Source organism: Candidatus Nitrososphaera gargensis Ga9.2, assembly GCF_000303155.1.
Taxonomy (GTDB): Archaea; Thermoproteota; Nitrososphaeria; order Nitrososphaerales; family Nitrososphaeraceae; genus Nitrososphaera; species Nitrososphaera gargensis.
The window spans coordinates 2635843-2657400 of sequence record NC_018719.1 but is presented as its reverse complement, the minus strand read 5'-3'; the positions used below and the strand labels follow the sequence as shown (position 1 = coordinate 2657400).

Below are 21558 nucleotides of genomic sequence, written 5' to 3'. Positions count from 1 at the left end.
GTTTTAGGAACAGGCCCAGAGAGAGACTACTACAAAATACATCAAAAGTTTTGTAAGGCACTAATGGGTGCTAGTTCGATCTATAACCAAAAAGGACTTCGATTGCACCTAAGGCTACAGCAAGGGCAACAAGCACCATGACATTTAGCCGCAACACCTCTCTTGCCTTCTTCTTTTCATAGTATTTCCTGGGAGATACCCCCTTGAGCAAGAATATTATCATAAATCCTATCACCATACCTATGATGTTTGACAGAAGCACAAGTGAGGCACTCGCAGCAATATCTATCGAGCCCAACCCGATGCCTATCCCTATAGTAGTTGCAGGCGGTACCAGAGCTACTGCAATTGCCACCCCTACTATTATCTCTGGAATGGATGTGAGCATGGCCAAACCGCCTGCTATTCCAAGCATAACTGCGACCACAATCAGGATTGGGCTTACTTCTGTTCTTGATAGAATTTCCGGAGTAGTTTCAACCGGATAGAATAATGCCAAGGCTGCTGTCAGCGCAGCAGCAAGTCCTATTGATGACAAAATCATCTGAGAACCAAAAACTATTGATTTCTCTATTTGCTTCTGCCTTCCCAAGACAGAGTTCAGCGCAATGGATGCTATTGGGCCCATCAATGGCGATATCAGCATCGCACCTATTATCACGGCAACGTTGTTTGATACCAAACCCACCAAAGCGATAACGGTAGCAACCAGAATCATTGAATAGACATCCATCTTGCGCGACAGAAAAGCGTCTGTCCTTGATACAAGACCTTCAATTGGGCCAGTACGCTTGATTGGTATCTTGTCTTTAACGGACTTGAACCCTGAGACGATATCGATATCCGTGCTTGTTATCGAGGCAGGAGTTACTTCTTCTTTCAAGAAAGCCTCGAACTTGCGCAGGTAATCAGAGATCGTTGCTTCTGGTTTGTAATGTGTAATAACGTTGATCCGCTGGTTGGTGTCAAACTTGTGGGCAATGATATCTACAAGCGCGCCTGCAATCTCGTTTGGACTGATAATGACATAGTGCAGACATTGAATCTTGTAAGATTCGGCAGAGGTTTTGATGTATGGCACTTGGAACTCTTCTAGAATCTTCTCTATCTCTTCGGCCTGATTTGGATAGAGAGTGATCTCGATTCGTTCCATTAATGGCAAACATGACTAATAGTTTAGTATATAACAATTATCTTAAATATATCTAGGGGTCCCACGCCGATAGAGAGCACCAAGTGTGCAAATGCGCCAGAGTTTTTACTTGTTTTTTGCTGCTGCTTTGCTGGCAGCTGGAGCAATAAAATAGGCGGAGAACAGTAATTCTAGCCGGAATCAGGAACTACCAGCAGCAGCTTCACTTGACACGCACGCGCTGGGAGCTATAGTTGCTCCCGGTTCTTTCGTTATGAATCACATCTCCATCCTCGGCTGAGGACGATTCTTCAGTAGCCATTCCCGCAACACTAATGACAGCCAATCCAAAAAACCCATCACCACAACTACTACCACCACATGCCTGCAGCTCCTATATACCATAACAAGCTGCAAGAGAGAGATGGTAATAATAACAATAACAATAATAATAATAATCGTTCCTCAGAACGAGCCAGACTCTGGTGTTTTATTTCCACAGCTCCGGCAAATCGATTCTCTCAGCTAGGATGAAAAACTAATGATTTTCCAAGTAATGTAAGGGGGGAGAGAGAAAAAACGTCAGCTGCAACAAAAACCTTGTGTATTGTTCTCACATCTATCTAGTCACATCCTTGTGTTTGTGTATGTATGTGTGAGTGAGTGCGTGAGAGATATCATCAATATGCGTTTTCTATTCTTTTATTTTTTATATATATCGTTACTGGATGTGATAGTGCCGCAACTGCAAGTCAAGAGTTATAAAAGATGGTTGTGTGTTTGTCAACTTGATGTCTGAAAAAGAAAAAGAAGATGATTTGGCCCAAGAACTGGACGCAATTTTAGATTCCTACGATAAAAATAATGAAGTTAAACAAGATAATGTCGATGAGGAACAAATTCAAGAATTCTTGGCAAGATTTGAACGAATAAAGGTTGAGACCATCAGGCCGACAATGGAGCAAGTTGGCAAATACTTGGAGAAGAGAGGACACCTCTATCAGATTAAAGACAAGGCAGACATACATGAAGATAATCCGAGTATTACGATGGAAATCTATCCAAGAACCTCTAATGATGTCCCAATACAGGAACACGAGTTTCCTACAATAAGCTTCATAGCCAACAATTGATGTACAATTCTTTATTTATATTCACTACTTCTATTGAGAAATTGAATCAGAAAGAGCCTCAACTATCAAGAAACTGTCTTGCTTTTTCACTATGCGCACCTTCTGGCCCTTGCTAAGACTTGCTCCCGTTGTCCTAGCCTGCCAGTATTCTCCTCCAACCAAAACGAATCCGGTTTTATCGACAGAGACAGGTTCTAGCAACACGCCTTCCTTGTCCATCAGGACAAACTCGATTTTTTGCCTGTTCTTTGCCTGCCACACCTTATAGGTGATGATGCCCATGAGCGCGCCAAAGGGAGCGACAATGATCACGGAAAGCAGGGCCAGATTCCCCAAGTGCTCTTCTGTGACAAGCAGCGGCTCGACTGGCTGCGTTATCATGAGTATCGAGCCTATTGCAAGAACGGCTATGCCTCCGATGCCTATTGCGCCAAAGCCGGGGCTGTACAGCTCATATCCAAGAAGGCCGATGCCAATTGCAAGCATGGCAAAGGCTCCCCAGTTTACGTCAAATCCCTGGCCCATTAGGCTCAGGATTATGAGCACGGCTCCTGCAATTTCGGCTCCAAAGCCTGGCGAAACGAGGCCGTATATCAGGGCCAAAAACCCTATCGCCAGAAAAGTTGTAAAGATCAATGGGTTTGCCAGGAAATTTACGAAAAGCACTCGCGGGCTGGGTTGGTGGGTGACTATCTGCGCGCCTGACGTGTCAAGGCGCTCTTCCTCACCGGTGACCACGACTGTTGCGTTGTGAGCTTTTTCAAGCAGTTCTGAAGGGCTGGATGCGATCGCCTCTATCACGTTGCGCTCCAACGCTCTTCCCGGAGTGAGGTTATCGTTATGAGTGATAAAGCGGGCAGCTTGGGTCTCGTTCCTCCCGTGCGCTTCCGCCAGCGATACCACCTTTTCAACAAGCGCGTTTATCACCTTGGTGTCGTTGATGGGCTGCTGGTCGCCAGAAACTGGCTGGGCCGATCCGATCGTCGTAACAGGGGCCATTGCCGCATAGCCAGTTGCGACAAGTATCATGGTGCCTGCAGACCACGCGCTTTTGCCTTGAGGATATACATATCCTATGACGGGCACTTCAGATCGCTGCAGGCTTTCAATGATTTCCAGCGTTGCATCGAGAGATCCGCCAGGAGTGTCAAGCGCTAGAATTACCGCAGTGAAACTTTTGTCTGCAGAAGCGGTAGAGATCGCGCTGGAAATATCTTCTGATGTTGCAGACGAAATGAAATCCTTGACCTCAACCCACAAGACTTTCTTCTTGTCCTGGCTGCTGCCTGGTGGATCCTGCGCATAGGCCGACACTGCCAGCAGGCCAAACATTAGTAGCAGGAGGAGGCCGGCCTTTATCATGGAGCATGGCAGCAGCGGTGCTGGCAGCTGCTGCATTTAACGCTGGGAAGAGTCACGTCAGGCTCCTGCAATCTCTTCACGTCTCCCGCCTTTGTCCTCAGTGCCAGCTTCGCCACGTGCAAGGCGCGCCAGCTCCTGCCTTATCATTCGCCTTACATCTTCTTCAGAAGACCACTGCTCTGTAGTAGGCTGCTGGCCCGGCAGCCGCTGCTTCAATATACCAAAAAGCGTGCTCAGATCTTCAGAGTCTCTGGCGCCTGTTACGACGACCATGTTCCTTTCCCTTGCTATTTCCGTCCATGTTTGCAGCTCTCTCAGGCGCATGGCTGCCATGTTCTGAGTGTAAAAGTTTGCGGCCTGGGACATTTTCTCGGCTGCCTTGAGCTCGCCCTCGGCGATGATTATTCTGCCCCTCTTTTCCCTTTCGGCCTCTGCCTGCTTTGCTATTGCCCTATGCATGTTTTCCGGCAGCGAAACGTCCCGTATTGCTACCGAGGTCACTTTCACTCCCCATGGGTCTGTTGCTGCGTCTAGCACTTCCTGCATTCTCTTGTTCAGCTCTTCCCTCTTCGACAGGATGTCGTCAAACGTCACCTGGCCTATCAAATCCCGAAGTGTCGTCTGGGCAAGCAAGCTGGATGCAAGTAGGTAATCGTTCACTCTGATGATGGCGTTGTTGGGCTCGTTCACGCGCAGGTAAACCACTGCATCGACATCAACTGTCACGTTGTCAAGGGTGATGATCTTTTGCTTGGGGACATTCAGAGTGACTACGCGCAGGTCCACCTTGACTGCCTTGTCCACAATCGGAACAAGGAATACTAGGCCGGGGCCCTTTGCGCCTATCAGCCTCCCAAGACGGAAGACGATCGCTCTTTCATACTCTCTTACTATCCGAATCGCCGAAACAAGAATTACTACCATAATGATTATCGCAATGCCGGCTCCCACCAGCTCTCCAAATGCCAGCTGAAGTAGCAGCGACATGGATCTCAACAAATATAATGCATCGCAAAGGATTTTAACGTTGGTTGATGGGCGTGTTCCCATGCTGCAAAACAGCAGCTACATCAGGTCTTCTGGCTTTTCTTCGTGCCCGCATTGCTGGCATCGGTAAATCTTGAATCCAATGTGCACCATCGTGCCTCCGCACCGGATGCAAATGTCATCATCGTCGCTCAATTTCCCATACTATCGATCATATGCTGCATGTATTTATGAGATGCCCTTTTGCGATTGCCCCATCTTTAATATAGGGAATTCCATGCAACTAGCCTTCAGATACCACAAAATGACTTCTATCACGGTCGCTAAGTTTGGCGGCAGCGCCCTCGGAATAGAGGGGAACATGATCCCCAAGATCATCGACCGGATAAGGCAGCTGCAGCAGGAATCCAAGGTGGTGGCGGTCTTTTCGGCGCCGCTGATCGAGTATGACGGCAAGGTCAGCTCCATGACTGATGTCGCGCTCAAGGTGGGCAGGAGCTACGCTGCCTCAACCCCAGTCGAGATAGAAGTGCTAAGAGAGGTCTATGAAAGGATAGCCAGCAAGTACGTGAAGGAAGAAGGAGGCCGACAGGAGTTCATTGACAGCCTTGACAAGTTCTACCGGCAGGTGATAATTTCGCTCAAGCAGGCCGCGGAGAACAGGCGCTTTGTCGACGTGATAAGGTCGCGCACGCTTGCATACAGCGGCGAGGTGACGATGTCGTACCTAATGGACTATGTCATGCAGAGCGCCGGCCTGAAGTCGACGCACGTGTCGATTGAAAAATGGCCGATAATCACCGACGACAACTTTGAAGCGGCCAACTTTATGGTACAAGAGTCAAAGGAGCACTCTGGCCATCTGATAGACTTGGTAGAGCACAACGACGTGGTGTCGATGGGGGGCTTTATCGGCAGGACAGTCGACGGCCTTGAAACGACATACGAGCGTGGAGGCTCCGATAGGACCGCCGCAGACATTGCTATACTGCTCAACGACAGCTACGACGTCAAGATCGACTTTGAAAAGGACAGCGCCGTCCTGAGCGCCGACCCGCGGATAGTAAAGGACGATCTCGAGTTCATACAGTACCTGTCGTACAACGAGGCCAAGCTGGCAGGCATGTTTGGCATGAAGATCCTCGACCCGATAGCGATCAAAGAGATCGACGACAACAACCTTGACATCCCTATTGTAATCACAGACATGGCCAAGCCAGGCGGCATGACAATGATTCAGAGAAAGCCGCCTGTCGACAGCAGCGGCAACGACAATCCGATAAAAATAGTCACTGGCAAAAAGAACTGCGCGATGGTGAGGATGGAGAGCAACGCAGCGTCCCACCTGGTTGCGTCGCTGGAGCTTGACCGGCAGTACCACGACTTTGTAAAGCTGTCGCCATACAAGGTGGACGACACCGAGATGACGCGCCTGCTGTTCCTCGACGCCGATTATGTCAGGCGCTATGAGAGGCACTTCCGCGCCTACTACCCAAAGGCCGAGATCGTATACGGCAGGGGCGTGGTCACGCTCATCGGGGACGAGATGTGGAAGGTCCCAAAGATAGCGTCGACTGCCAGCAGCACGGTAAGCGAGCACGACATCAACATCCTGAACCTTGATGCGCAGGAAGAGACGTCAAGGATCCTGATAGTGGTGGAGGACAAGGGCTCAAGCGTGGCAGACGCGGTAAAGGCGATACACTCTACGCGGACCAAGATCCGGGGAATGAAATGACAGAGGGCAAGATCTGGCTCAACGGCTCGCTTGTCGACTATGACAACGCGAAAATTCATATCCTGACGCATGCGCTGCATTATGCGACTGGCGTCTTTGAAGGCATCCGCTGCTACAAGACCGTGAACGGCAACAGCGCGATGTTCCGGCTGCAAGACCATATGCAGCGGTTGCTGGATAGCGGCCGGATCTACTTTATGGATCTGGGCTACACCAGGCAGCAGCTGGAAAAAGCAGCTATCGACACCGTCAAGGCAAACAGGATGGAAGAATGCTACATCCGGCCGATAGCGTACTACGGCTACGGCAAGATGGGCGTCAACCCGATGCCAAACAAGGTGTCGGTTGCGATCGCAGTGTGGAAATGGGATGAGTACCTGAAGGGAGGAGAAGGCGGAGGCGGCGGGTCGGATGGCAAGGGCGCGCGCCTCATGGTGTCGTCATGGACCAGAATTGACCCAAAGTCGCTCCCGATGGGAGCCAAGGCCACTGCCAACTATGCCAACTCGGCGCTTGCAAGGGTGGAGGCGATAAAAGCAGGTTTTGACGAGGCGGTGATGCTGAACTCGGCCGGCATGGTGGTAGAGGCAAGCGCTGAAAACATATTCATAGTAAAGGATGGGGCGCTTGCGACGCCGCCGACGACATCGGGCGCGCTTGCAGGCATCACAAGGGACAGCATAATGGCCATTGCAAAAGAAAACGGCATCGAGTGCAAGGTGCGCGACATCTCCCGCGACGAGCTCTACACTGCCAGCGAAGTGTTCCTTACAGGCACCGCGGCAGAGGTAAAGCCGGTGGGCGAAATAGATAACCGTATGATTGGCGATGGCAGGGCAGGCAAGATGACAAAGCAGCTAAAGTCGCTGTTTGAAGCAGCGGTTCACGGCAAGGACAAAAAATTCAGCAAGGCGTGGCTCACGCCGGTCAACTGAGATCTTTATGGTAGAAGAAGTGCCACTAACTGCCATAGCAGTCATAGTCGGTACTGCGACAGCCGTCATCTCTGCCTTTACAATCTATTATCGCAAAAAACAGTATGAAATAATGGCCAAGCAGTACAACCTAAACGCGCTGCTGGAGGTGTTCCAGCTGCTCAACAACGAGACACACCGGAAGGCAAGGCAGGCAGTCTACCGGTACCACCGGAGCAGGCTTGACGGCAAGAACCCAGACGAAGAGGAGGTCGGCCAAGAGATAGCCATGGTGAGATCCGACTTTGACATGATAGGGACGTTCATCCGCAACGAGCTTATTTCAAAAGAAGTTTTTCTTGACGCGTACTGGGACACCACGCTCATATGCTGGGACGCGCTAAAGGACAACATCGCAAAGGAGAGGGAATTGAGGCAGAACCAGCACTACATGGCAAATTTTGAACATCTGGCATATGAGGCCCGACAGTACAAAGAAAAGTATATGCCGCGCGAATCAGTCGAGCCTTACTAGTAGTACATAGCTTTTACTGGATAACTCTGACCGGTCCTGCCCTGCGATTGGCTGCTGTTCCTGCCACCACCATATACTCGACTACTATCGCTACGCGCTGCTTCCTGCAGTGTATGCAAAGCTCTCCATACTGCGTCCACGAGCCGCAGGAGATGCATTCGGCTGCTGCCATAATAAGGAGATGAGCGATTATTTTCGATTTAAGGCCTTGTAATTAGTGCATGGTTACGTACTGCTGCAATGATTTGAGATGCAAAAACATCATCGCAAAAATTCATCTCACGGCTTTGACGTGTGTTGTTCTCAACGTACGTGCCTGACTGTCGTTATTTTTTACTACATAGAACATGGTATATGCAATAGAACTGATAGATGCAGGTATCATGGCGTCAAGCATGGAACGCGGTTTTAATTATAGCAGCAACATCGGCGTGGCACCGGCATCTATTATGGAAGAGGAAAGTATTCGCGCAGCAATGGAAATGGCAAAACCAACGGTTTGCGTAATCGGAGCAGGAGGCGCAGGCAGCAACATTGTCTCGTGGATAAAGGAAAGAGGCCTTTCAGGCGGCAAGCTAATTGCTGTCAATACCGATGCAGCGCATCTGGGAATAACACGAGCAGACAGGAGGATCCTGATAGGACCCAAGATAACTCAGGGCAGGGGCTGCGGCGGTTACCCGGAGAAGGGCATGCAGGCAGCGCGTGAGAGCATGTCTGAAATCGTGAGGGAAGTGCAGGGGTCGAATATCATTTTTCTGTGCGCAGGCCTTGGAGGCGGAACAGGTACAGGCGCAATCCAGATTCTCGCAGACGAATTAAAGCAGGAGACTCAGGCACTTATTATCGGAGTCGTGACACTTCCGTTTGCTGTCGAGAGGTACAGGTACGACTTGGCAAAGGAAGCGCTTGACAATCTCCAGAGATCGTGCGATACCCTAGTCACAATTGACAACAACAAGCTGACCCGGCTCGCCGGAAACCTTCCGCTGCAGCAGGCGCTAGGCGTTGCCAACGAGCTCGTAGGGCAATTCATAAAGGGGATCACAGAAACCATAACCACGGCATCTCTCATCAATATCGACTTTGCAGACCTCACCGCAATCATGGAAGGCAGGGGATTGGCCGCCATAGGAGTAGGACTGAGCGAAGGAATGGAAAGGATAGAGCAGGCAACAAGGATGGCACTTGAGACCCAGCTTCTGGACATAAAAGACATGTCGATGGCCAGTGGCGTGCTGGTCCACGTGTGCGGTGGCGACGACATCACTCTCGAAGAGGTTACAAGGGCAGGAGAGCTGGTCACGAGGTCATTGCCGCACGAGGTAAGGATAATCTGGGGTGCCAGGATAGACCCATCGCTCAGAGGCAAGGCAAGAGTCATGGTGGTATTGACAGGCGTCGACACCAACTTTATCGGAGCCTCAAAACAGCAGGAACAGCAAGTAGCCGAGGCGCCAGAGCAAAAGCCAAAACGACGCTGGTGGGGATAGAAAAGCAGCGGCTGCCATACAAAACACCAGCAGCTTCTTTTATTTTCTTAAATTACGCGAACATGCAAGATTGCCGGTTAAACCGGCAATCTTGCATATCCTCTTTTCCAATAAATGCGACCATACAATAGAGTCAAATTAAGGAATTTTCTGTAAATTTTATAACTGGTGCCCGCTCTAAACTCTGTAAATACCCAATATGCAACGTCTAGGTCGTAATGCTGACTTACAACAACATACGATCCAAGTTTTTCATGATGGCCATCTAGCTCTGCTTGCTGTCCCATCAGCAACAGCAGTGGTACTGGCTGCGACTGTCAGCGGGACAGGCAGAAACGATACCCTTGAAGGAACACAAGAAGACGACACAATTTACGGTTATGGCGGCGATGACGAGCCTTGGGGAAATGACGGAAACGACATTCTCTATGGCAATGGAGGCAACGACTACATCAACGACGGGACAAATGGAAACGACCACCTGCACGGTCATTCTGGAAATGACGAATTGCTAGCAGGATTTGGCTTTGATGTGCTGTATGGTGGCAGCGGCGATGACAATATGCACAAAATATTTGGAGACAGTCAGATGTATGGTGGTACCGGAAACGATATTATCATGGGCGGAAGGGGTGGCGTCGATACTATCTCCGGCGGAAATGGAAATGACAAACTATACGGGATGCTTGGCAATGATGTTATTGGTGGCGGATATGGTGACAATGGGATTGATGGCGGCGATGGAAATGATATTCTGAGGGGACATTATGACAACGACATCCTTACCGGCGGAGGAGGCGCAGACAAATTCTATTGCGGCTCTAGAATTGACACGGTTACCGACTTTAATGCTGCAGAAGGCGACACAAAGTTAGGCGACTGCGAGAACTATTAGCAGCGCCCACTGCTTCAATGCAGCCTCAGATCGCCTATAACCGTAAAATGGATTGCAAGGTGCACGGGCAGCGCGCCGGCCAGGTACCAGCTGGTTGTCCTCGCAGTCAATTTCTTTGCAAAATGCATCGCGACCAGCCCTGATGCAAAAATCCCGGCGTGTATTGCGCCGTTGAGCAGCAGCGGATGGTAATTGTAGGCAAGGTAGAGCGCACTTGCAACGCCGGCCGCAAGCCCGATAAGCGGGTAGAAGATGATCAGCATAATAATATCCTGCCGCCCAGCCTTGCAACTTCTTTTTCAATCGTTACTGCTATGGCATCAAGCCGCTTCTTCACCTCCTTTTTGTTGTTCCCCCGCGATATCAGCTGTATCTTTATCTGCGGCGTCTTTTTCCTGTAATAGCCCTGCGGGTGCGTCTTGAGGTAGATGGCATCCTTCGGATGCGATCCGACTATGCTGGTCAGCGTAGGCGCAATCATTGCCTCAGTCACGCCCCTCACGTTATAGTTGACCTCCAGCGCGACGAACCTGCCCACGCCCTGCTTTACAATAGGCATGACATGCTTCTCAAAGATCGCCTTCATCTCTGAAGGGACGCCCTGCAGGCAAAAGATCTTGGTCTTCTTCTCCCCCGCCTGCAAAAAGACGCCGGGTGCGCTCCCAAGCAGGTTCTGTATCGGGGTAGAGCCCTCCGGGATCTTTGCCATCTTTAATCGCGCTTCTGTCAGCTCGTAGTCGAGCTTGCGCACCGCGTAGCTCTTTTTCAGCATTTCCACCGCGCGATTATCTAGCACTGTCTTTCTGCCAAGCGCAAGGGCGACGCCTTCAAGCGTCAGGTCGTCGTAGGTAGCGCCAAGGCCGCCAGTCGTTATCAGAATGTCCGGCTTTCTTGCAAGCGATTCTTGGACAGCGGCAGATATTTCGCCAAGGTCGTCGCGGACCACTGTCACCCTTTTCACTATGCCGCCTGCGCCTGCGATCTGGCCGGCGAGCCAGTGCGCGTTAGAGTTGAGCGTTATGCCAGAGAGGAGCTCGTTGCCTATGCACAGTATCTCTACTGCGATCATCGTCATGCCTGAAAGACCCTGCTCATCATGATAAGCTCGGGGCCGCTTGTAAGGGTGCCGACTATGACAGACTTGCTGTTTGCCACTATGCCGGACGACGGGAATGGCATGCCGCCGTTCACTGTCACTGGCTCTGCCGGCACCTGCAGGACTTCAGAAACCATCCTGACCTCCTCCTCTGTCGCCCTCGGGGTCACGCCGGCGCCAACGTTTGTCGCCGTGATCATAGAGCCGGTCTGCACAAAGCCGCCGATCGCCATAGTGTGGGCAGGCACACCAAGCACGTCGCGCAGCTGGTGGTCAAGCTCGCCCTTGAGCAGCGGCGATGCGACTGCGCCGTTATCATTGGCTGCAACTAGGTTGCCGATGGCGGTGAACTTGCTGTTTGCCCGCTCGACTTTTAGCTGGGTCGCCTGCCTTATCGACTCCATCTCCTCATCAGACGCGATGGATGGGAGCAGTATGCCGTTGTTGTTCATAACCGACATTGGCCCAAGGAGCCGGGTGCCAGCGATCGAGGCGTGCGCCTCTCTCACCTGCAGGTACTCGGCCAGCTTTTCGCCCTTTGTCTCCGCAAACCCGTGGGGCACAAGCACGACACTGTCGTTTGCCTTGACAAAGATGCCGATGTTCGGGCTCTTGTAGAAGGTATAGCGGTATATCGCCATAAATTGTACAACAAACGTTATGAAATATTGGATATGAACCTATTGCAGACAGGCAGCTGGCACGTCAAGCCTCCACCTCCCAATGTTGTTGTCATTTTTGATACTAGCAGAAAGGTTATTAAAAATGGCATTTGCTGCTAGTCTTCGCCCTGCGGAGATTATGCAACATCGCCATCAAGACGTGCTGGAGCGTCCAGCGACTTCATACATGCAGAGACACTTCGTCACCCTACAGGAAAATGCAAGCGTGGCCTCCGCAATAGAGCAGATGCAGTAGCAAAAGCTAGACTCTGTCATTGTGACAAGGAACGGGCTGGCAGTGGGCATGGTCACAAGCGGCGACGTGGTCGAAAAGGTGGTGCTCAAGGGTGAGGATTCAGGTCGCGTGCCGAGATCGATCATGTCCTTTCTGCTGGTTACGATATCTTCCACCGGGACGGTCAAGCAGGCGCTGCAGCTGATGCGGCTCAACAGGATAAAACGCGTCCCCATGACTGACAGCAGCACCGGCATAATAGGCGTGATGACCCAGCGCTCGCTGGCAGACGCGGTCAACAAATCTGTGCTTGAGAGGACGCTAGAGCGGGCCAGAAGCACGTTCAGGATGCGGTACAAGCCAGTGCTTGGGAACCTGGGCATTCTCCTCCAGTTCTCTGCTGTGCTCCTCGTGGTGCCGGCGCTTGTGGGCACCGCGCTTGGCGAGGCCGGCAGCATAACTGGCGTCTACTTGAAGTGGCGGGGCTCTCGTTTACCGGGTTTTTCCTGATGGCCTACGGCGAAAAGGGCCAGATGAACCTAAGGCAAGCATCGATCTTTATCGTGACCAGCTTTGTAGTGATGTCGCTCTTTGGGTCGCTGCCCTACATCTACCTCACCCGTTTGGGCCGGACATTGATGGCAATTTGCTCTGTCAACAGCCTGTTTGAAAGCGCGTCAGGGTTCACAACGACCGGCCTATCCATGATAACCCAGCCGGAGAACCTACCCCAGAGCTTTAACTTTTACCGCGCGTACACGCAGTGGGTCGACGGACTGTCGTTCATCTATCTTGTGATGATATTCTTCCCGGAGGAAAAGCTGAGCGCGTGGAAGAGCGTGCTTGGCGGCGGAATGCTCCAGTTCAAAGAGTTCCTCGTGACTCTGGTATGCATATTCTCTGTCTACACTGTTGTGCTTGTGTTCCTTCTGCTGCTCACCGGCCAGATCGCTGACATTTACGCTGTATCTGCGGTGTTTGCCACGATCACGGGCGGAGGCTTTTTTGCCTACCTCCGATTTTATTTTGCCGGGCAACATTGGTTTCCTCGCAGTCACCAGCGCCGGCATGATACTCTCCGCGCTCCCCTTCGCCTTCCACTACTACATCTTTAGCAGGAAGGGGCTGTTTACCAAAAAGACGCTTGGGCCAGAGGTCACAGTGTACCTTATTATGGTGGCGGCTTCTGTGCCGATATTTTACCTGCTTGCGATAGGCACCGCGGGGCTTGATATGGGGGCAGCGGCGTACCATAAGCGCGTCGACCAACGCGGGCTTCCAGTACCTCAACATCGCCTCCATCACGCCAGCGACCAAAGTAAAGTATTCATGATAATCCTCATGCTGGTAGGCGGGACGGCGTTTTCCACCGCCGGCGGAATGAAGGTGGGCTGGTTCGTCATACTGTACCAAGAGTTCGCAAAAAGGATAGGGACGAAAAAGAGCGAAATGCAAGTCCTATATATCAGCACATAAAGACTATAGCTCGATCTCATCCACTGCCAATCCGCACGGAGCGAAGAGAACAGCGGCATACTAGAGAGGATCCGCGAAGAGTACCGCACCCGCGATTTCCGGGAGATACTGCAAAAGCAGGGCGAGCTGTTGCAGGTGATAAGGGAAGTACTGGGGATCAAGCTGGTAAGGGAGATCCTGATAGTGATAGGGCTCTATATCGGCATTTCGACCCTCACCAGGTCTGCCCTAAGCTACACGATGGGCAGGAGCCTTGATGACGGCATGTTCGAGGCGGTCTCGGCTCTGAGCACCACAGGCATGAGCACCGGCATAACCTCGCTTGCACTTGACTCATCCTCAAAGCTGATGCTCATCGCAAACATGATCCTTGGCAGGTTCGAGATAATATCCGTGCTGTATATATTCTTCAGCTCGCTGCGCAGGTAGCACACACCTATGCCCTGAACCCTTGCGTCATTTCATGGCACGCCTGGCTGTGCTTGATCGCCTCCTTACGCTGCTCAGGCTTATCGACATCAAAAACCATCTTGCAGGTGTAGCAGCGAACGAGCATCATTTGGGCATCGATAGTACGGCCTTCTCTAAATGGCTTGCTGCTTATTAGGCATATTGCGTTACTACTCACAACAATTGTCGCAGGACCAGTTCCTTTACCTTACCACAACGGGATGGAAGACTGGCAGGAAACACGAGATAGAAACCTGGTTCGTGGAACACAAGAAAAAGTACTATATAATGTCAGAGGGCAGGGAGCGCGCTCACTGGGTCCAGAACATAATACACGATCCCGCAGTTTCGTTCAGCGTTGGCGGCAAAAATTTTGCAGGCACCGGAAGGGTAGTGGTGGTTGACGATGATGGCAAGGAGGAGCCTCTAGTCGCAGAAATAAAAAGGCTGATGAAGAGCAAGTACAGGTGGGACTCGGGGATGATTGTAGAGCTTGCGCCAAGCTGATGATGACAGCGCTAAATTAGCGCCTCAGCCTGCCGACATCTCGCACGGCCCGTGCTCGCCGACTTGAGCCAGCAAGCTCGGATTTCAATACTTCTGCCAGCCTGCTTCTCATCTCCTCGTCGTCCCCCATCAATGATAGCAGATCGTCAGCTTCCTTCCGGCTCATGCCCGGTTCGGACTTCATCAAGTATAGTATGGCCTTTAAGGCAATTAACAATGGCAGTGGAGCTATAGTGCACGGAAATAATGATAAGGCAGATCGGCGTTAAGTGGCTATTGTTTGAGAATCAGCGCGCAGAAAAGCTTGGCGCTCTGGACATCCAAGTGCTGAGCTGCATCAAGGCAAATGCTCAAACAGAAAAGCAGCTTGCCAAAAAGACAGGCATTGACATTCTGACTCTTTCGCCGCTTGTCACAGAATTGATGCTGATGGGCTATGTTGAAACTTTTAGGAGGCGCAGGCTCCTCTTCTTTTCAAGGGAGTACGTCTCTATCACTCCGGAGGGGCTTGCAGCTCTTGAAAAGGCAAAAAGCCCACTGCAAAACATCATTGAACTGATCCGCGAGAGGGCGCTTGAAGCCCTAGAGAATGTCGCGGCATCTTCGCCTGCCTTAAAGATCCTCTTTGTGCTTGGCAAGGCAACATACCGGACTGCAAAGGCACTGCTTTGAGTTTTTTCTGCCTGCACATCTACGCGCCTTACAGTCAATATGTGTGATTAAGGGCCAGCAGAAGGAGGGAGATTCTTTTATACAATTGACTCGTTCTTGCCTCCATGAGCGGCGTCGACTCACAAAAATTCAAGTCATGCAACGCCAGACCTGAGACAGCGTTGCAGAAGGGTGGAAAAAGTGGTGGAAGGTCATTGAAGAAAGCGTCCAGCCAGTGTCTGACAGGCTGGTAGAGCTTGGAGTTCGGCAGGGAAGCCGCGTGCTGGACGTAGTAACGGGCATCGGCGAGCCGGCCATAACTGTGCAAGAAAAGTTGGTCCGGCCGGAAAGGTCATCGCAATTGACCTCTCGCCGGCGATGCTTGCCATCGCAAGGGAAAGGGCAAAGGAGAATGGTCTGGCAAATATCATCGAGTTCCACGAAGCCGATGCAGAATCGCTCCACCTGCCTCCTTCAAGCATCGATGCCATCGTCTGCAGGTTTGGGCTGATGTTCATGCCATCTTCTTGGTACTTTGAAAGCAATGAAAGCTGCCCTTGCCCCGGCGGCCGGATAGCTGCGGCTGTCTGGTCCGCGCCCGATAAAGTCCCATCATTTGTCGTGCCCCTTCAAATAGTTATGAAAGAGATGGCAACCCCTCCTCCGCCTCCCGAGTCGCCGGGACCCTTTAGCTTGGCAGACACCAAGCTTCTCAGGCAGAAATTTGAGCAGGCCGGCTTTCACGACATCAACATAGAGGCCATCTTAAGTGATTTCAAGCTCCCCTCACCCAAGGAATTCGTAGATTTTGTCAGGAGCACAGCCGGATCGCTTGGCGCCATGATGGCAGGTCTGCCTGCTGCAAGACAGGATGAGATATGTAATAAAGTGGCAGATGCTGTAAGAAAGCACGCCGACCCCAGAATAGGCACCGTCAGTTTCACAAATGACGTCATATTGGTATCGGCAAAGCGCTAAACAATGGGAAAAAGCATGTATTGATGCGTAGGCGGGTCACCATTGGCCTCTCTCCCGCAAGAATGGTAAATAATATGCCGGCTGATTGTCTGAGTCGGAGTCCTTATTATTCTCCCATTATTTGCAAAATAATTTCGCGCTCTCGCCCGGGTGTCCATTTCCATCAGCACTATCTGCTGCCATGTTCCAAGCATCAAGCGCTTATCCTTGAACGGCACTGTCAGGCTGGGTCCAATCAACGACGCGCGGACATGGGAGTGTCCATTTCCATCATGCCAAGTGTTGTCATGCTCATATTCAATAGCTTTGGGCGCAACCCTGTCAAGCATTGCAGGAAAGTCCTTCCTCAGTCCCGGCTCATATTCTATGGTTGCCACGGCCGCGGTTGATCCAGAAACAAATATGGTGACGATTCCGTCTTTGATGCCGCCATCCTTGATGGCGTCTGCAACCCTGTCTGTAATGTCAATCATGTCATTTTCACCGAATAGCGCAAGGAAGCCCACGTTCTTTAGACGTGGGAGGAATTGCGCTATAAAGCTTAAATGTATTGAGCAATATTATCAATACCAATAAATGCTTCAAGCCCTGCCAGTCAAGCTAGAAACCTCAGATGATGAAAAGGCCCTATTGCTTGCTACCATGAGAAAGTATAATGAAGCAGCAAATTTTCTTGCTGAACAGGCATTTCGGTTGAAGATAGCAAACAAAGTAGAGTTGCAAAAGAGGTTCTATTATCAACTGCGAGAACAGTTCAACTTATCTGCACAGTTTGCCGTCCGTGTGATAAGCAAAGTGGTTGAAGCATACAAAAGAGACAAGAGCATTAAGCCAGTGTTCCGAGAACTTGGAGCAATACAATATGATCAGCGCAACATTTCGTGGAAAGGCTTGGACAAGGTTTCTTTGATAACGCTGAAAGGCAGGATCAAACTACGTACAAGAATCGGAGAGTACCAAAAGGCAAGGTCTGACAGGATAAGGGGACAGGCTGATTTGATATACAGAAAAGGCGAATTCTACCTCATCGCAGTTGTCGATGCTCCTGAGGAATCAGAGTTTGATCCAATAGGAGCTATCGGCATTGACCTTGGAATTGAAAACCTTGCCACCGACAGTGATGGTCAAGTTTTCAGTGGTGAGAAGGTAGAAAAAGTAAGGAAAAGATACAATGGATTGCGAGCTAGGCTGCAAAAGAAAGGTACTCGCTCTGCAAAGCGACATTTGAAAAAGATGTCTGGCAGGGAGAAACGCTTCAAGCGTGACATTAACCATGTTATCTCAAAAGCCATTGTCTCCAAAGCCAAAGGCACCCTCAGAGCGATTGCACTAGAAGATTTGAGTGGAATACGCTCTAGGGCAACGGTTATTGGGCGCAAACAACAACGAGACAGACACAGCAAGTGGTCTTTCAGACAACTACGAGCGTTTGTGGAGTACAAGGCAAAGCGGGATGGTGTTCCTGTCAAGTTCGTTGACCCAAAGAACACTTCTCGTGAATGTCCAAAATGCCACAACATTGACGCAAGAAACAGACATACACGAAACCACTTCAAGTGTACAGAATGCGGATATGAGGCAATGGCTGATCATGTTGCTGCTTGCAATATAGCAGCTAGGGCTGCTGTCAACCAGCCCATTGTAGCGCCTCTTTTTTCGGCAGTTACAAGCCCACCTGCTTTAGCGGTGGGTAGTTGACCTTTTGACTTCAAGGCGACGGTGCTCGTGCTGACCGGCATGACATTCTACACCATCATGTTGGAGGGACATATCTCTTTCTTTAATGATATGTGTACTCTTGAGAAAAGTGCCGGATTAGCCCGGCAGGCTTTCGTTCAGCATGAGCGCCAGCAGCGCGGCCCTCAGCTCTTTGCCATAGGAAGCCTGCTTGAAATATATCGCGTTCTTCGTGTGGTCGATAGCGTGCGAAATCTCGTCAAGGCGCGGCAGTGGGTGCATCACCGCTACGTCCGGCTTTGCCTTTGCCAGCATCTTTTCGTCAATGGTGTATGTGCCTTTGACCTTTTCGTACTCTTGCGGATCGGGGAACCGCTCACGCTGGATTCTGGTGACATAGATCACGTCGGCCTCGGCAAGCACCTCATCAAGCTCGCTGTGCTCCTTTATCTTCATCCTTCCTTGCAGCTCATAGATCGACTCTTTCCTTACCTGCAATGTCGGGGGCGACACAAGGTGCACATCAACGTCATAGTTGGCAAGGCCGTACAGCAGCGAGTACACGGTCCTCCCGTACTTCAGGTCGCCCACTATGGCAATCGACAGCCCGCCTATCCTTCCCTTCTCCTTCAGCATCGTGTACATGTCCAAGAGCGCCTGGGTGGGGTGCTCCTCGCTCCCACTTCCGGCATTTATGATGGGGTTCTGCGACAATTCTGCAGCAAACCTGCTAGAGCCGTCCATCGGGTGCCGGAGAACAATGACGTCTGAATAAAGGTCGATGATCCTGATAGTGTCTGCAAGGCTCTCGCCTTTTTCCACCGACGACGACTTTAAATCTGCAATGCCGATGGAGCTCCCGCCAAGCGACGCCATCGCAGCCTCAAAGCTCATCCTCGTCCGGGTCGATGGCTCGTAGAAAATGTAGCCAAGCGTCCTGCCCTTGCCAAGCTCGCCCCTCTCTGAATGCTTTAGCCGGCTTATCGTGTCGGTAGACTCAAAGACGTACTCCAAGTCATCCTTTGTGAAATCCTTGATCGAAACAATGTCCTTGTCAAAGAAGGGGTTGGGCATATCACTAACCACTACTACTGCCTTATCGAAAGAAGGAGGCTGTAATAAACACTTCTTGCAGCTTAGATGGTTCCGATCTGGCAGGCTTTTGCTGTATTATTATCCAAACCAGATCAGAACCGCTAATAGAGACCCGACTTTCGGATCACTACTACTAGTATGCATTATGCAAAATAAGGCTTTGATCTCTCGTTTCTGAAATAGGGCTGTTAAAACAAAAATATGTAATAAAATGATCCTAGTGCGCATGAGGTGGTGGTGCGCTTCCCTTTGCCAAAGCTTCGTTGAACGTTCCTGAAGCCTTTTCATGGAACTCTAGATTCGACTGGTCTACCTTGACAGCCTGTGGCGGGCAGACAGAGACGCATGCCATGCACCATATGCAATCATGTTCCCTTATTGGGTCTGCCTTGTCTGTGTAGTCCTTGCGCTCTTCTTTGACAGAGCTGCCAGTGCCTGCGCTTGTAGCATTTGCCATCTGTGTGGCAGGGACATCATTTTCTGTCCTATACCATTGAAACACCTGAACTGGACAGGCTTCGATGCACGCGCCGTCGGCTATACAGGAATCCCAGTCAATGGCGACCATCGTGCCATGAACACCTATTGGAGCTAATTCCTCCCCCCGGGCCTGATACGCTGCCTTGACCTCCTCATTTTCTGCAGCTTCTTTAGCGGCCCCAGGACCCCAGACGAAATGAAAATGTTCTCCATCTGAGTGCTGATGTTTGCCTATCACTTGGTGATTCCTTGGAAAATCCGCATCGATTGGCATATTATTCCACTCTGAAATGTATTGTTTTTATGGCTTACACAACCAAGTTCTATTAGATGTGTATTCTAGAGACACAGCGCTGACAAGGCATATACTTAGGCTGCAAGAGCATCTGTCTTGGCGGCCATGATAAAGTCGTTCCTGTGGAGCCCTTTTATCTTGTGGGTCCACCAAGTGACCGTGACCCTTCCCCACTCTGTCAGTATGTCCGGGTGGTGACCCTCTTTCTCTGCAAGCTCGCCTACCTTGTTTGTAAAGGCAAGCGCCTGCGCAAAATCCTTGAACTTGAAGGACTTTTCAAGCCGCTTTATCCCATCCTTTTCTATAACTGACCAGCTCCGAGTCTGCCGGTGGTACTGCTCGATCTCTTCGTCGGTGAGTGGAGGCATGCCTCCACGGCAGGGCTCGCACTTCATTTCACCAAGCGACATTATGTGCCATTATTTTTAGCAGTAGCCGGCTTTTCTGCTTTGCTGTCGCTGCTACTGCCTATCAAACTAGTTTTAATTACAATGCCGTAGCACTTTCTAACAACGGGCGATGAGCTGGGTTGTATACATGATAATGATAATTGACCTTGGCGTGGCAGCTGCCGTGGCCTTCCCGTTGCTATTCATCCAATCAATAAACACAATTACAACAACGTTCCCCGCAGACGATCCATGCACTAACTTTAGCTGCGCCGAGAAATGATAATCAGAAACTGTCAGCCAAGCAGCATCCTGCTTGGTTATGGAGCTCTGTCCAATTCATTGCAGGCAAAAACGTTACAGGCTGGCAGGACAACGGGCACTGCAGGATAGAGATGCAGGTTATCCCTAGAGAGCTTGCCCTGACACCGCCTCCTTACTATGTCTGCTCCCTTAAACGGGATGATGTAGCCAGATGGGACGCGTGGCATGGCGCAATAGCGCATATGAAGGTGTGAAACAGGTTGAAGAGTCCTGCAAGGTCAGGGAAGCACAAGCCGCCTTTCAGCCATGAGTATTGTATCAGCACACTGTAATTTCCTTTTTTCTACCGTCAAGGCAAATGCGAAAGTTATCAAGCAGGTCTCTGCCCAAGAGCGCGGTTGTCGGCGTCCTCTCCGGCAGGTCAAGGCAGCCCACGTGCACGCCGTCGTACAGCCTGCCGAATATCTCTATGGATACTTCATAGTAGGGGATGTGGATTATCCCCGCGCCAGTCACCGTCTCGTCGCTCCCTGCGTACGAAAGGTTCATCTCGTTTGCAATGTACGTGGGTATTATTGTCTTTGAGGAGGCAAAGTCAAGGTGGGCGTCGATCACTATTTTTTTGTTGCTGCCCGCATCAATGATCCCCATGCTGACCAGCGGCAGATTGTTCTTGTAGCGGATCGTGATCGTTTCTGTCGCGCCTGCCATACAATACAGGCGCGCACCTAGAATAAGTAGGTAGATGTTCATACGTCCAACAACATTCTTCCAAAGAATTGCGCCATTTTGAAACGTTAAAGTACTTGCAGCAGCTTTATTGGCTATGGTACGCAAGTTTGATGACTGGTGGAGAACTGTTCCAGCTGACTTGAAGACAAAGGCTCGCAAGGGCGACGAAGCAAACAAACCGTTGCTCAACCAGATAAACTATGTCCTTTTGCATCTTCACTTGGCTGGCAAGCACGACCTAAAGCCGACCCATGAAGAGCTGAAGGACTGGCTGCACAGCGGGCAGGTTGACGTGCTGCGGATGAACAAGTAGTAGTAATAACGCAGCGCATCTGTTTCATTTATGTACTCGAAAGCAATTGTAGTATCGGCGTCCAGAGTG

At 50.7% G+C, this 21558-nt stretch carries 32 protein-coding genes and 1 pseudogene; 17 read left to right on the top strand and 16 right to left on the bottom strand.

Annotation, left to right across the window (positions count from 1 at the left end):
- Positions 1–70: 70 nt before the first annotated feature.
- Entirely contained in the window at positions 71–1153 is a 1083-nt protein-coding gene (locus NGAR_RS15900; protein ID WP_015020841.1) for a TIGR00341 family protein, read from the bottom strand.
- 202 nt (positions 1154–1355) lie between these two features.
- Positions 1356–1478, bottom strand: a complete 123-nt coding sequence (locus NGAR_RS19025; RefSeq protein ID WP_266190336.1) for a hypothetical protein — start codon at positions 1476–1478, stop codon at positions 1356–1358.
- Positions 1479–1923: 445 nt separating this feature from the next.
- Here NGAR_RS19025 and NGAR_RS15895 point away from each other — a divergent pair, with 445 nt between their 5' ends.
- Entirely contained in the window at positions 1924–2265 is a 342-nt protein-coding gene (locus NGAR_RS15895) for a hypothetical protein (RefSeq protein WP_148681628.1), read from the top strand.
- 30 nt (positions 2266–2295) lie between these two features.
- Here NGAR_RS15895 and NGAR_RS15890 read toward each other — a convergent pair whose 3' ends face one another.
- A complete protein-coding gene (locus tag NGAR_RS15890; protein WP_187147566.1) occupies positions 2296–3627 on the bottom strand; it encodes an NfeD family protein in 1332 nt (443 codons plus the stop codon).
- A gap of 57 nt (positions 3628–3684) precedes the next feature.
- A complete protein-coding gene (locus NGAR_RS15885; RefSeq protein ID WP_015020837.1) occupies positions 3685–4614 on the bottom strand; it encodes a slipin family protein in 930 nt (309 codons plus the stop codon).
- A gap of 304 nt (positions 4615–4918) precedes the next feature.
- Between NGAR_RS15885 and NGAR_RS15880 the strand changes: the two genes are divergently transcribed.
- Genes NGAR_RS15880 through NGAR_RS15870 form a run of 3 tightly spaced genes read left to right on the top strand, consistent with a single transcriptional unit; the run spans position 4919 to position 7801 of the window.
- Complete coding sequence (locus NGAR_RS15880; RefSeq protein WP_015020836.1) at positions 4919–6352, top strand: amino acid kinase family protein; 1434 nt, start codon at positions 4919–4921, stop codon at positions 6350–6352.
- On the top strand, positions 6349–7287 hold the full coding sequence (locus NGAR_RS15875; RefSeq protein ID WP_015020835.1) for a branched-chain amino acid transaminase: 939 nt from the start codon (positions 6349–6351) through the stop codon (positions 7285–7287). The genes NGAR_RS15880 and NGAR_RS15875 overlap by 4 nt, the downstream gene beginning before the upstream one ends.
- Positions 7288–7294: 7 nt before the next feature.
- Positions 7295–7801: a DUF4760 domain-containing protein gene (locus NGAR_RS15870; RefSeq protein WP_015020834.1), complete on the top strand. Its 507-nt coding sequence runs from the start codon at positions 7295–7297 to the stop codon at positions 7799–7801.
- 13 nt (positions 7802–7814) lie between these two features.
- On the opposite strand, the gene NGAR_RS18045 is transcribed toward NGAR_RS15870, so the two are convergent.
- Complete coding sequence (locus NGAR_RS18045) at positions 7815–7973, bottom strand: hypothetical protein (protein WP_015020833.1); 159 nt, start codon at positions 7971–7973, stop codon at positions 7815–7817.
- A 211-nt stretch (positions 7974–8184) separates the two neighbouring features.
- Between NGAR_RS18045 and ftsZ the strand changes: the two genes are divergently transcribed.
- Positions 8185–9294 carry a cell division protein FtsZ gene (ftsZ, locus tag NGAR_RS15865; protein WP_228369217.1) on the top strand — a complete coding sequence of 370 codons (1110 nt, stop codon included), beginning with the start codon at positions 8185–8187 and terminating at the stop codon, positions 9292–9294.
- A 298-nt stretch (positions 9295–9592) separates the two neighbouring features.
- On the top strand, positions 9593–10189 hold the full coding sequence (locus NGAR_RS15860) for a calcium-binding protein (RefSeq protein WP_015020831.1): 597 nt from the start codon (positions 9593–9595) through the stop codon (positions 10187–10189).
- Between the two features lie 14 nt (positions 10190–10203).
- Here the strand turns inward: NGAR_RS15860 and NGAR_RS15855 are convergent, their stop codons facing one another.
- The 3 genes from NGAR_RS15855 to NGAR_RS15845 are packed head-to-tail and all read right to left on the bottom strand — an operon-like array spanning position 10204 to position 11926.
- Positions 10204–10452, bottom strand: a complete 249-nt coding sequence (locus tag NGAR_RS15855; protein ID WP_015020830.1) for a hypothetical protein — start codon at positions 10450–10452, stop codon at positions 10204–10206.
- The gene (locus NGAR_RS15850; RefSeq protein ID WP_015020829.1) at positions 10446–11264 is read right to left on the bottom strand and encodes a competence/damage-inducible protein A; all 819 of its coding nucleotides are present in this window, start codon (positions 11262–11264) and stop codon (positions 10446–10448) included. The genes NGAR_RS15855 and NGAR_RS15850 overlap by 7 nt, the downstream gene beginning before the upstream one ends.
- The gene (locus NGAR_RS15845; RefSeq protein ID WP_015020828.1) at positions 11261–11926 is read right to left on the bottom strand and encodes a translation initiation factor IF-6; all 666 of its coding nucleotides are present in this window, start codon (positions 11924–11926) and stop codon (positions 11261–11263) included. The genes NGAR_RS15850 and NGAR_RS15845 overlap by 4 nt, the downstream gene beginning before the upstream one ends.
- Positions 11927–12224: 298 nt before the next feature.
- Between NGAR_RS15845 and NGAR_RS15840 the strand changes: the two genes are divergently transcribed.
- The 4 genes from NGAR_RS15840 to NGAR_RS15825 all read left to right on the top strand — a co-directional run bounded on the left by NGAR_RS15840 (position 12225) and on the right by NGAR_RS15825 (position 14087).
- A complete protein-coding gene (locus NGAR_RS15840) occupies positions 12225–12692 on the top strand; it encodes a CBS domain-containing protein (RefSeq protein ID WP_015020826.1) in 468 nt (155 codons plus the stop codon).
- Entirely contained in the window at positions 12659–13297 is a 639-nt protein-coding gene (locus NGAR_RS15835) for a potassium transporter TrkG (RefSeq protein WP_015020825.1), read from the top strand. The genes NGAR_RS15840 and NGAR_RS15835 overlap by 34 nt, the downstream gene beginning before the upstream one ends.
- A complete protein-coding gene (locus NGAR_RS15830) occupies positions 13251–13658 on the top strand; it encodes a TrkH family potassium uptake protein (RefSeq protein ID WP_015020824.1) in 408 nt (135 codons plus the stop codon). The genes NGAR_RS15835 and NGAR_RS15830 overlap by 47 nt, the downstream gene beginning before the upstream one ends.
- 135 nt (positions 13659–13793) lie before the next feature.
- Positions 13794–14087: a potassium transporter TrkG gene (locus NGAR_RS15825; RefSeq protein WP_228369374.1), complete on the top strand. Its 294-nt coding sequence runs from the start codon at positions 13794–13796 to the stop codon at positions 14085–14087.
- A gap of 7 nt (positions 14088–14094) precedes the next feature.
- Here NGAR_RS15825 and NGAR_RS19020 read toward each other — a convergent pair whose 3' ends face one another.
- Positions 14095–14217: a hypothetical protein gene (locus tag NGAR_RS19020; RefSeq protein WP_266190334.1), complete on the bottom strand. Its 123-nt coding sequence runs from the start codon at positions 14215–14217 to the stop codon at positions 14095–14097.
- 74 nt (positions 14218–14291) lie between these two features.
- Here NGAR_RS19020 and NGAR_RS15820 point away from each other — a divergent pair, with 74 nt between their 5' ends.
- Positions 14292–14615 (top strand): nitroreductase/quinone reductase family protein, encoded by a 324-nt coding sequence (locus tag NGAR_RS15820; protein ID WP_015020822.1) that lies wholly within the window; start codon positions 14292–14294, stop codon positions 14613–14615.
- Between the two features lie 16 nt (positions 14616–14631).
- Here the strand turns inward: NGAR_RS15820 and NGAR_RS18040 are convergent, their stop codons facing one another.
- Positions 14632–14799 (bottom strand): hypothetical protein, encoded by a 168-nt coding sequence (locus NGAR_RS18040; RefSeq protein ID WP_187147565.1) that lies wholly within the window; start codon positions 14797–14799, stop codon positions 14632–14634.
- 62 nt (positions 14800–14861) lie between these two features.
- On the opposite strand from NGAR_RS18040, the gene NGAR_RS15815 reads away from it, so the two are divergent.
- The 3 genes and pseudogenes from NGAR_RS15815 to NGAR_RS15810 all read left to right on the top strand — a co-directional run.
- Positions 14862–15287 carry a hypothetical protein gene (locus NGAR_RS15815; protein WP_015020820.1) on the top strand — a complete coding sequence of 142 codons (426 nt, stop codon included), beginning with the start codon at positions 14862–14864 and terminating at the stop codon, positions 15285–15287.
- A gap of 104 nt (positions 15288–15391) precedes the next feature.
- Complete coding sequence (locus NGAR_RS19015; RefSeq protein WP_266190333.1) at positions 15392–15520, top strand: hypothetical protein; 129 nt, start codon at positions 15392–15394, stop codon at positions 15518–15520.
- A 70-nt stretch (positions 15521–15590) separates the two neighbouring features.
- Positions 15591–16244, top strand: a pseudogene (locus tag NGAR_RS15810) (class I SAM-dependent methyltransferase); the annotation flags it as partial.
- Here NGAR_RS15810 and NGAR_RS15805 read toward each other — a convergent pair.
- Positions 16241–16717 (bottom strand): secondary thiamine-phosphate synthase enzyme YjbQ, encoded by a 477-nt coding sequence (locus NGAR_RS15805; RefSeq protein ID WP_148681622.1) that lies wholly within the window; start codon positions 16715–16717, stop codon positions 16241–16243. The pseudogene NGAR_RS15810 and the gene NGAR_RS15805 sit on opposite strands and share 4 nt — an antisense overlap.
- A gap of 103 nt (positions 16718–16820) precedes the next feature.
- Here NGAR_RS15805 and NGAR_RS15800 point away from each other — a divergent pair, with 103 nt between their 5' ends.
- Entirely contained in the window at positions 16821–17942 is a 1122-nt protein-coding gene (locus NGAR_RS15800) for an RNA-guided endonuclease InsQ/TnpB family protein (RefSeq protein WP_015020817.1), read from the top strand.
- A gap of 117 nt (positions 17943–18059) precedes the next feature.
- Here NGAR_RS15800 and pyrB read toward each other — a convergent pair whose 3' ends face one another.
- The 3 genes from pyrB to NGAR_RS15785 form a co-directional block, all read right to left on the bottom strand.
- Positions 18060–18995 (bottom strand): aspartate carbamoyltransferase, encoded by a 936-nt coding sequence (gene pyrB / locus NGAR_RS15795; RefSeq protein ID WP_148681896.1) that lies wholly within the window; start codon positions 18993–18995, stop codon positions 18060–18062.
- Between the two features lie 238 nt (positions 18996–19233).
- Positions 19234–19770: a 4Fe-4S dicluster domain-containing protein gene (locus NGAR_RS19145; RefSeq protein WP_015020815.1), complete on the bottom strand. Its 537-nt coding sequence runs from the start codon at positions 19768–19770 to the stop codon at positions 19234–19236.
- A gap of 95 nt (positions 19771–19865) precedes the next feature.
- Positions 19866–20204 (bottom strand): 4a-hydroxytetrahydrobiopterin dehydratase, encoded by a 339-nt coding sequence (locus NGAR_RS15785; RefSeq protein ID WP_407637210.1) that lies wholly within the window; start codon positions 20202–20204, stop codon positions 19866–19868.
- Between the two features lie 106 nt (positions 20205–20310).
- Between NGAR_RS15785 and NGAR_RS18035 the strand changes: the two genes are divergently transcribed.
- Positions 20311–20463 carry a hypothetical protein gene (locus tag NGAR_RS18035; RefSeq protein ID WP_015020813.1) on the top strand — a complete coding sequence of 51 codons (153 nt, stop codon included), beginning with the start codon at positions 20311–20313 and terminating at the stop codon, positions 20461–20463.
- Between the two features lie 37 nt (positions 20464–20500).
- Here NGAR_RS18035 and NGAR_RS18030 read toward each other — a convergent pair whose 3' ends face one another.
- A complete protein-coding gene (locus NGAR_RS18030; RefSeq protein WP_187147564.1) occupies positions 20501–20671 on the bottom strand; it encodes a hypothetical protein in 171 nt (56 codons plus the stop codon).
- Between the two features lie 91 nt (positions 20672–20762).
- Positions 20763–21155: a hypothetical protein gene (locus NGAR_RS15780; RefSeq protein ID WP_148681621.1), complete on the bottom strand. Its 393-nt coding sequence runs from the start codon at positions 21153–21155 to the stop codon at positions 20763–20765.
- Positions 21156–21270: 115 nt separating this feature from the next.
- On the opposite strand from NGAR_RS15780, the gene NGAR_RS15775 reads away from it, so the two are divergent.
- Positions 21271–21489: a hypothetical protein gene (locus tag NGAR_RS15775; RefSeq protein ID WP_015020811.1), complete on the top strand. Its 219-nt coding sequence runs from the start codon at positions 21271–21273 to the stop codon at positions 21487–21489.
- Positions 21490–21558: the final 69 nt, after the last annotated feature.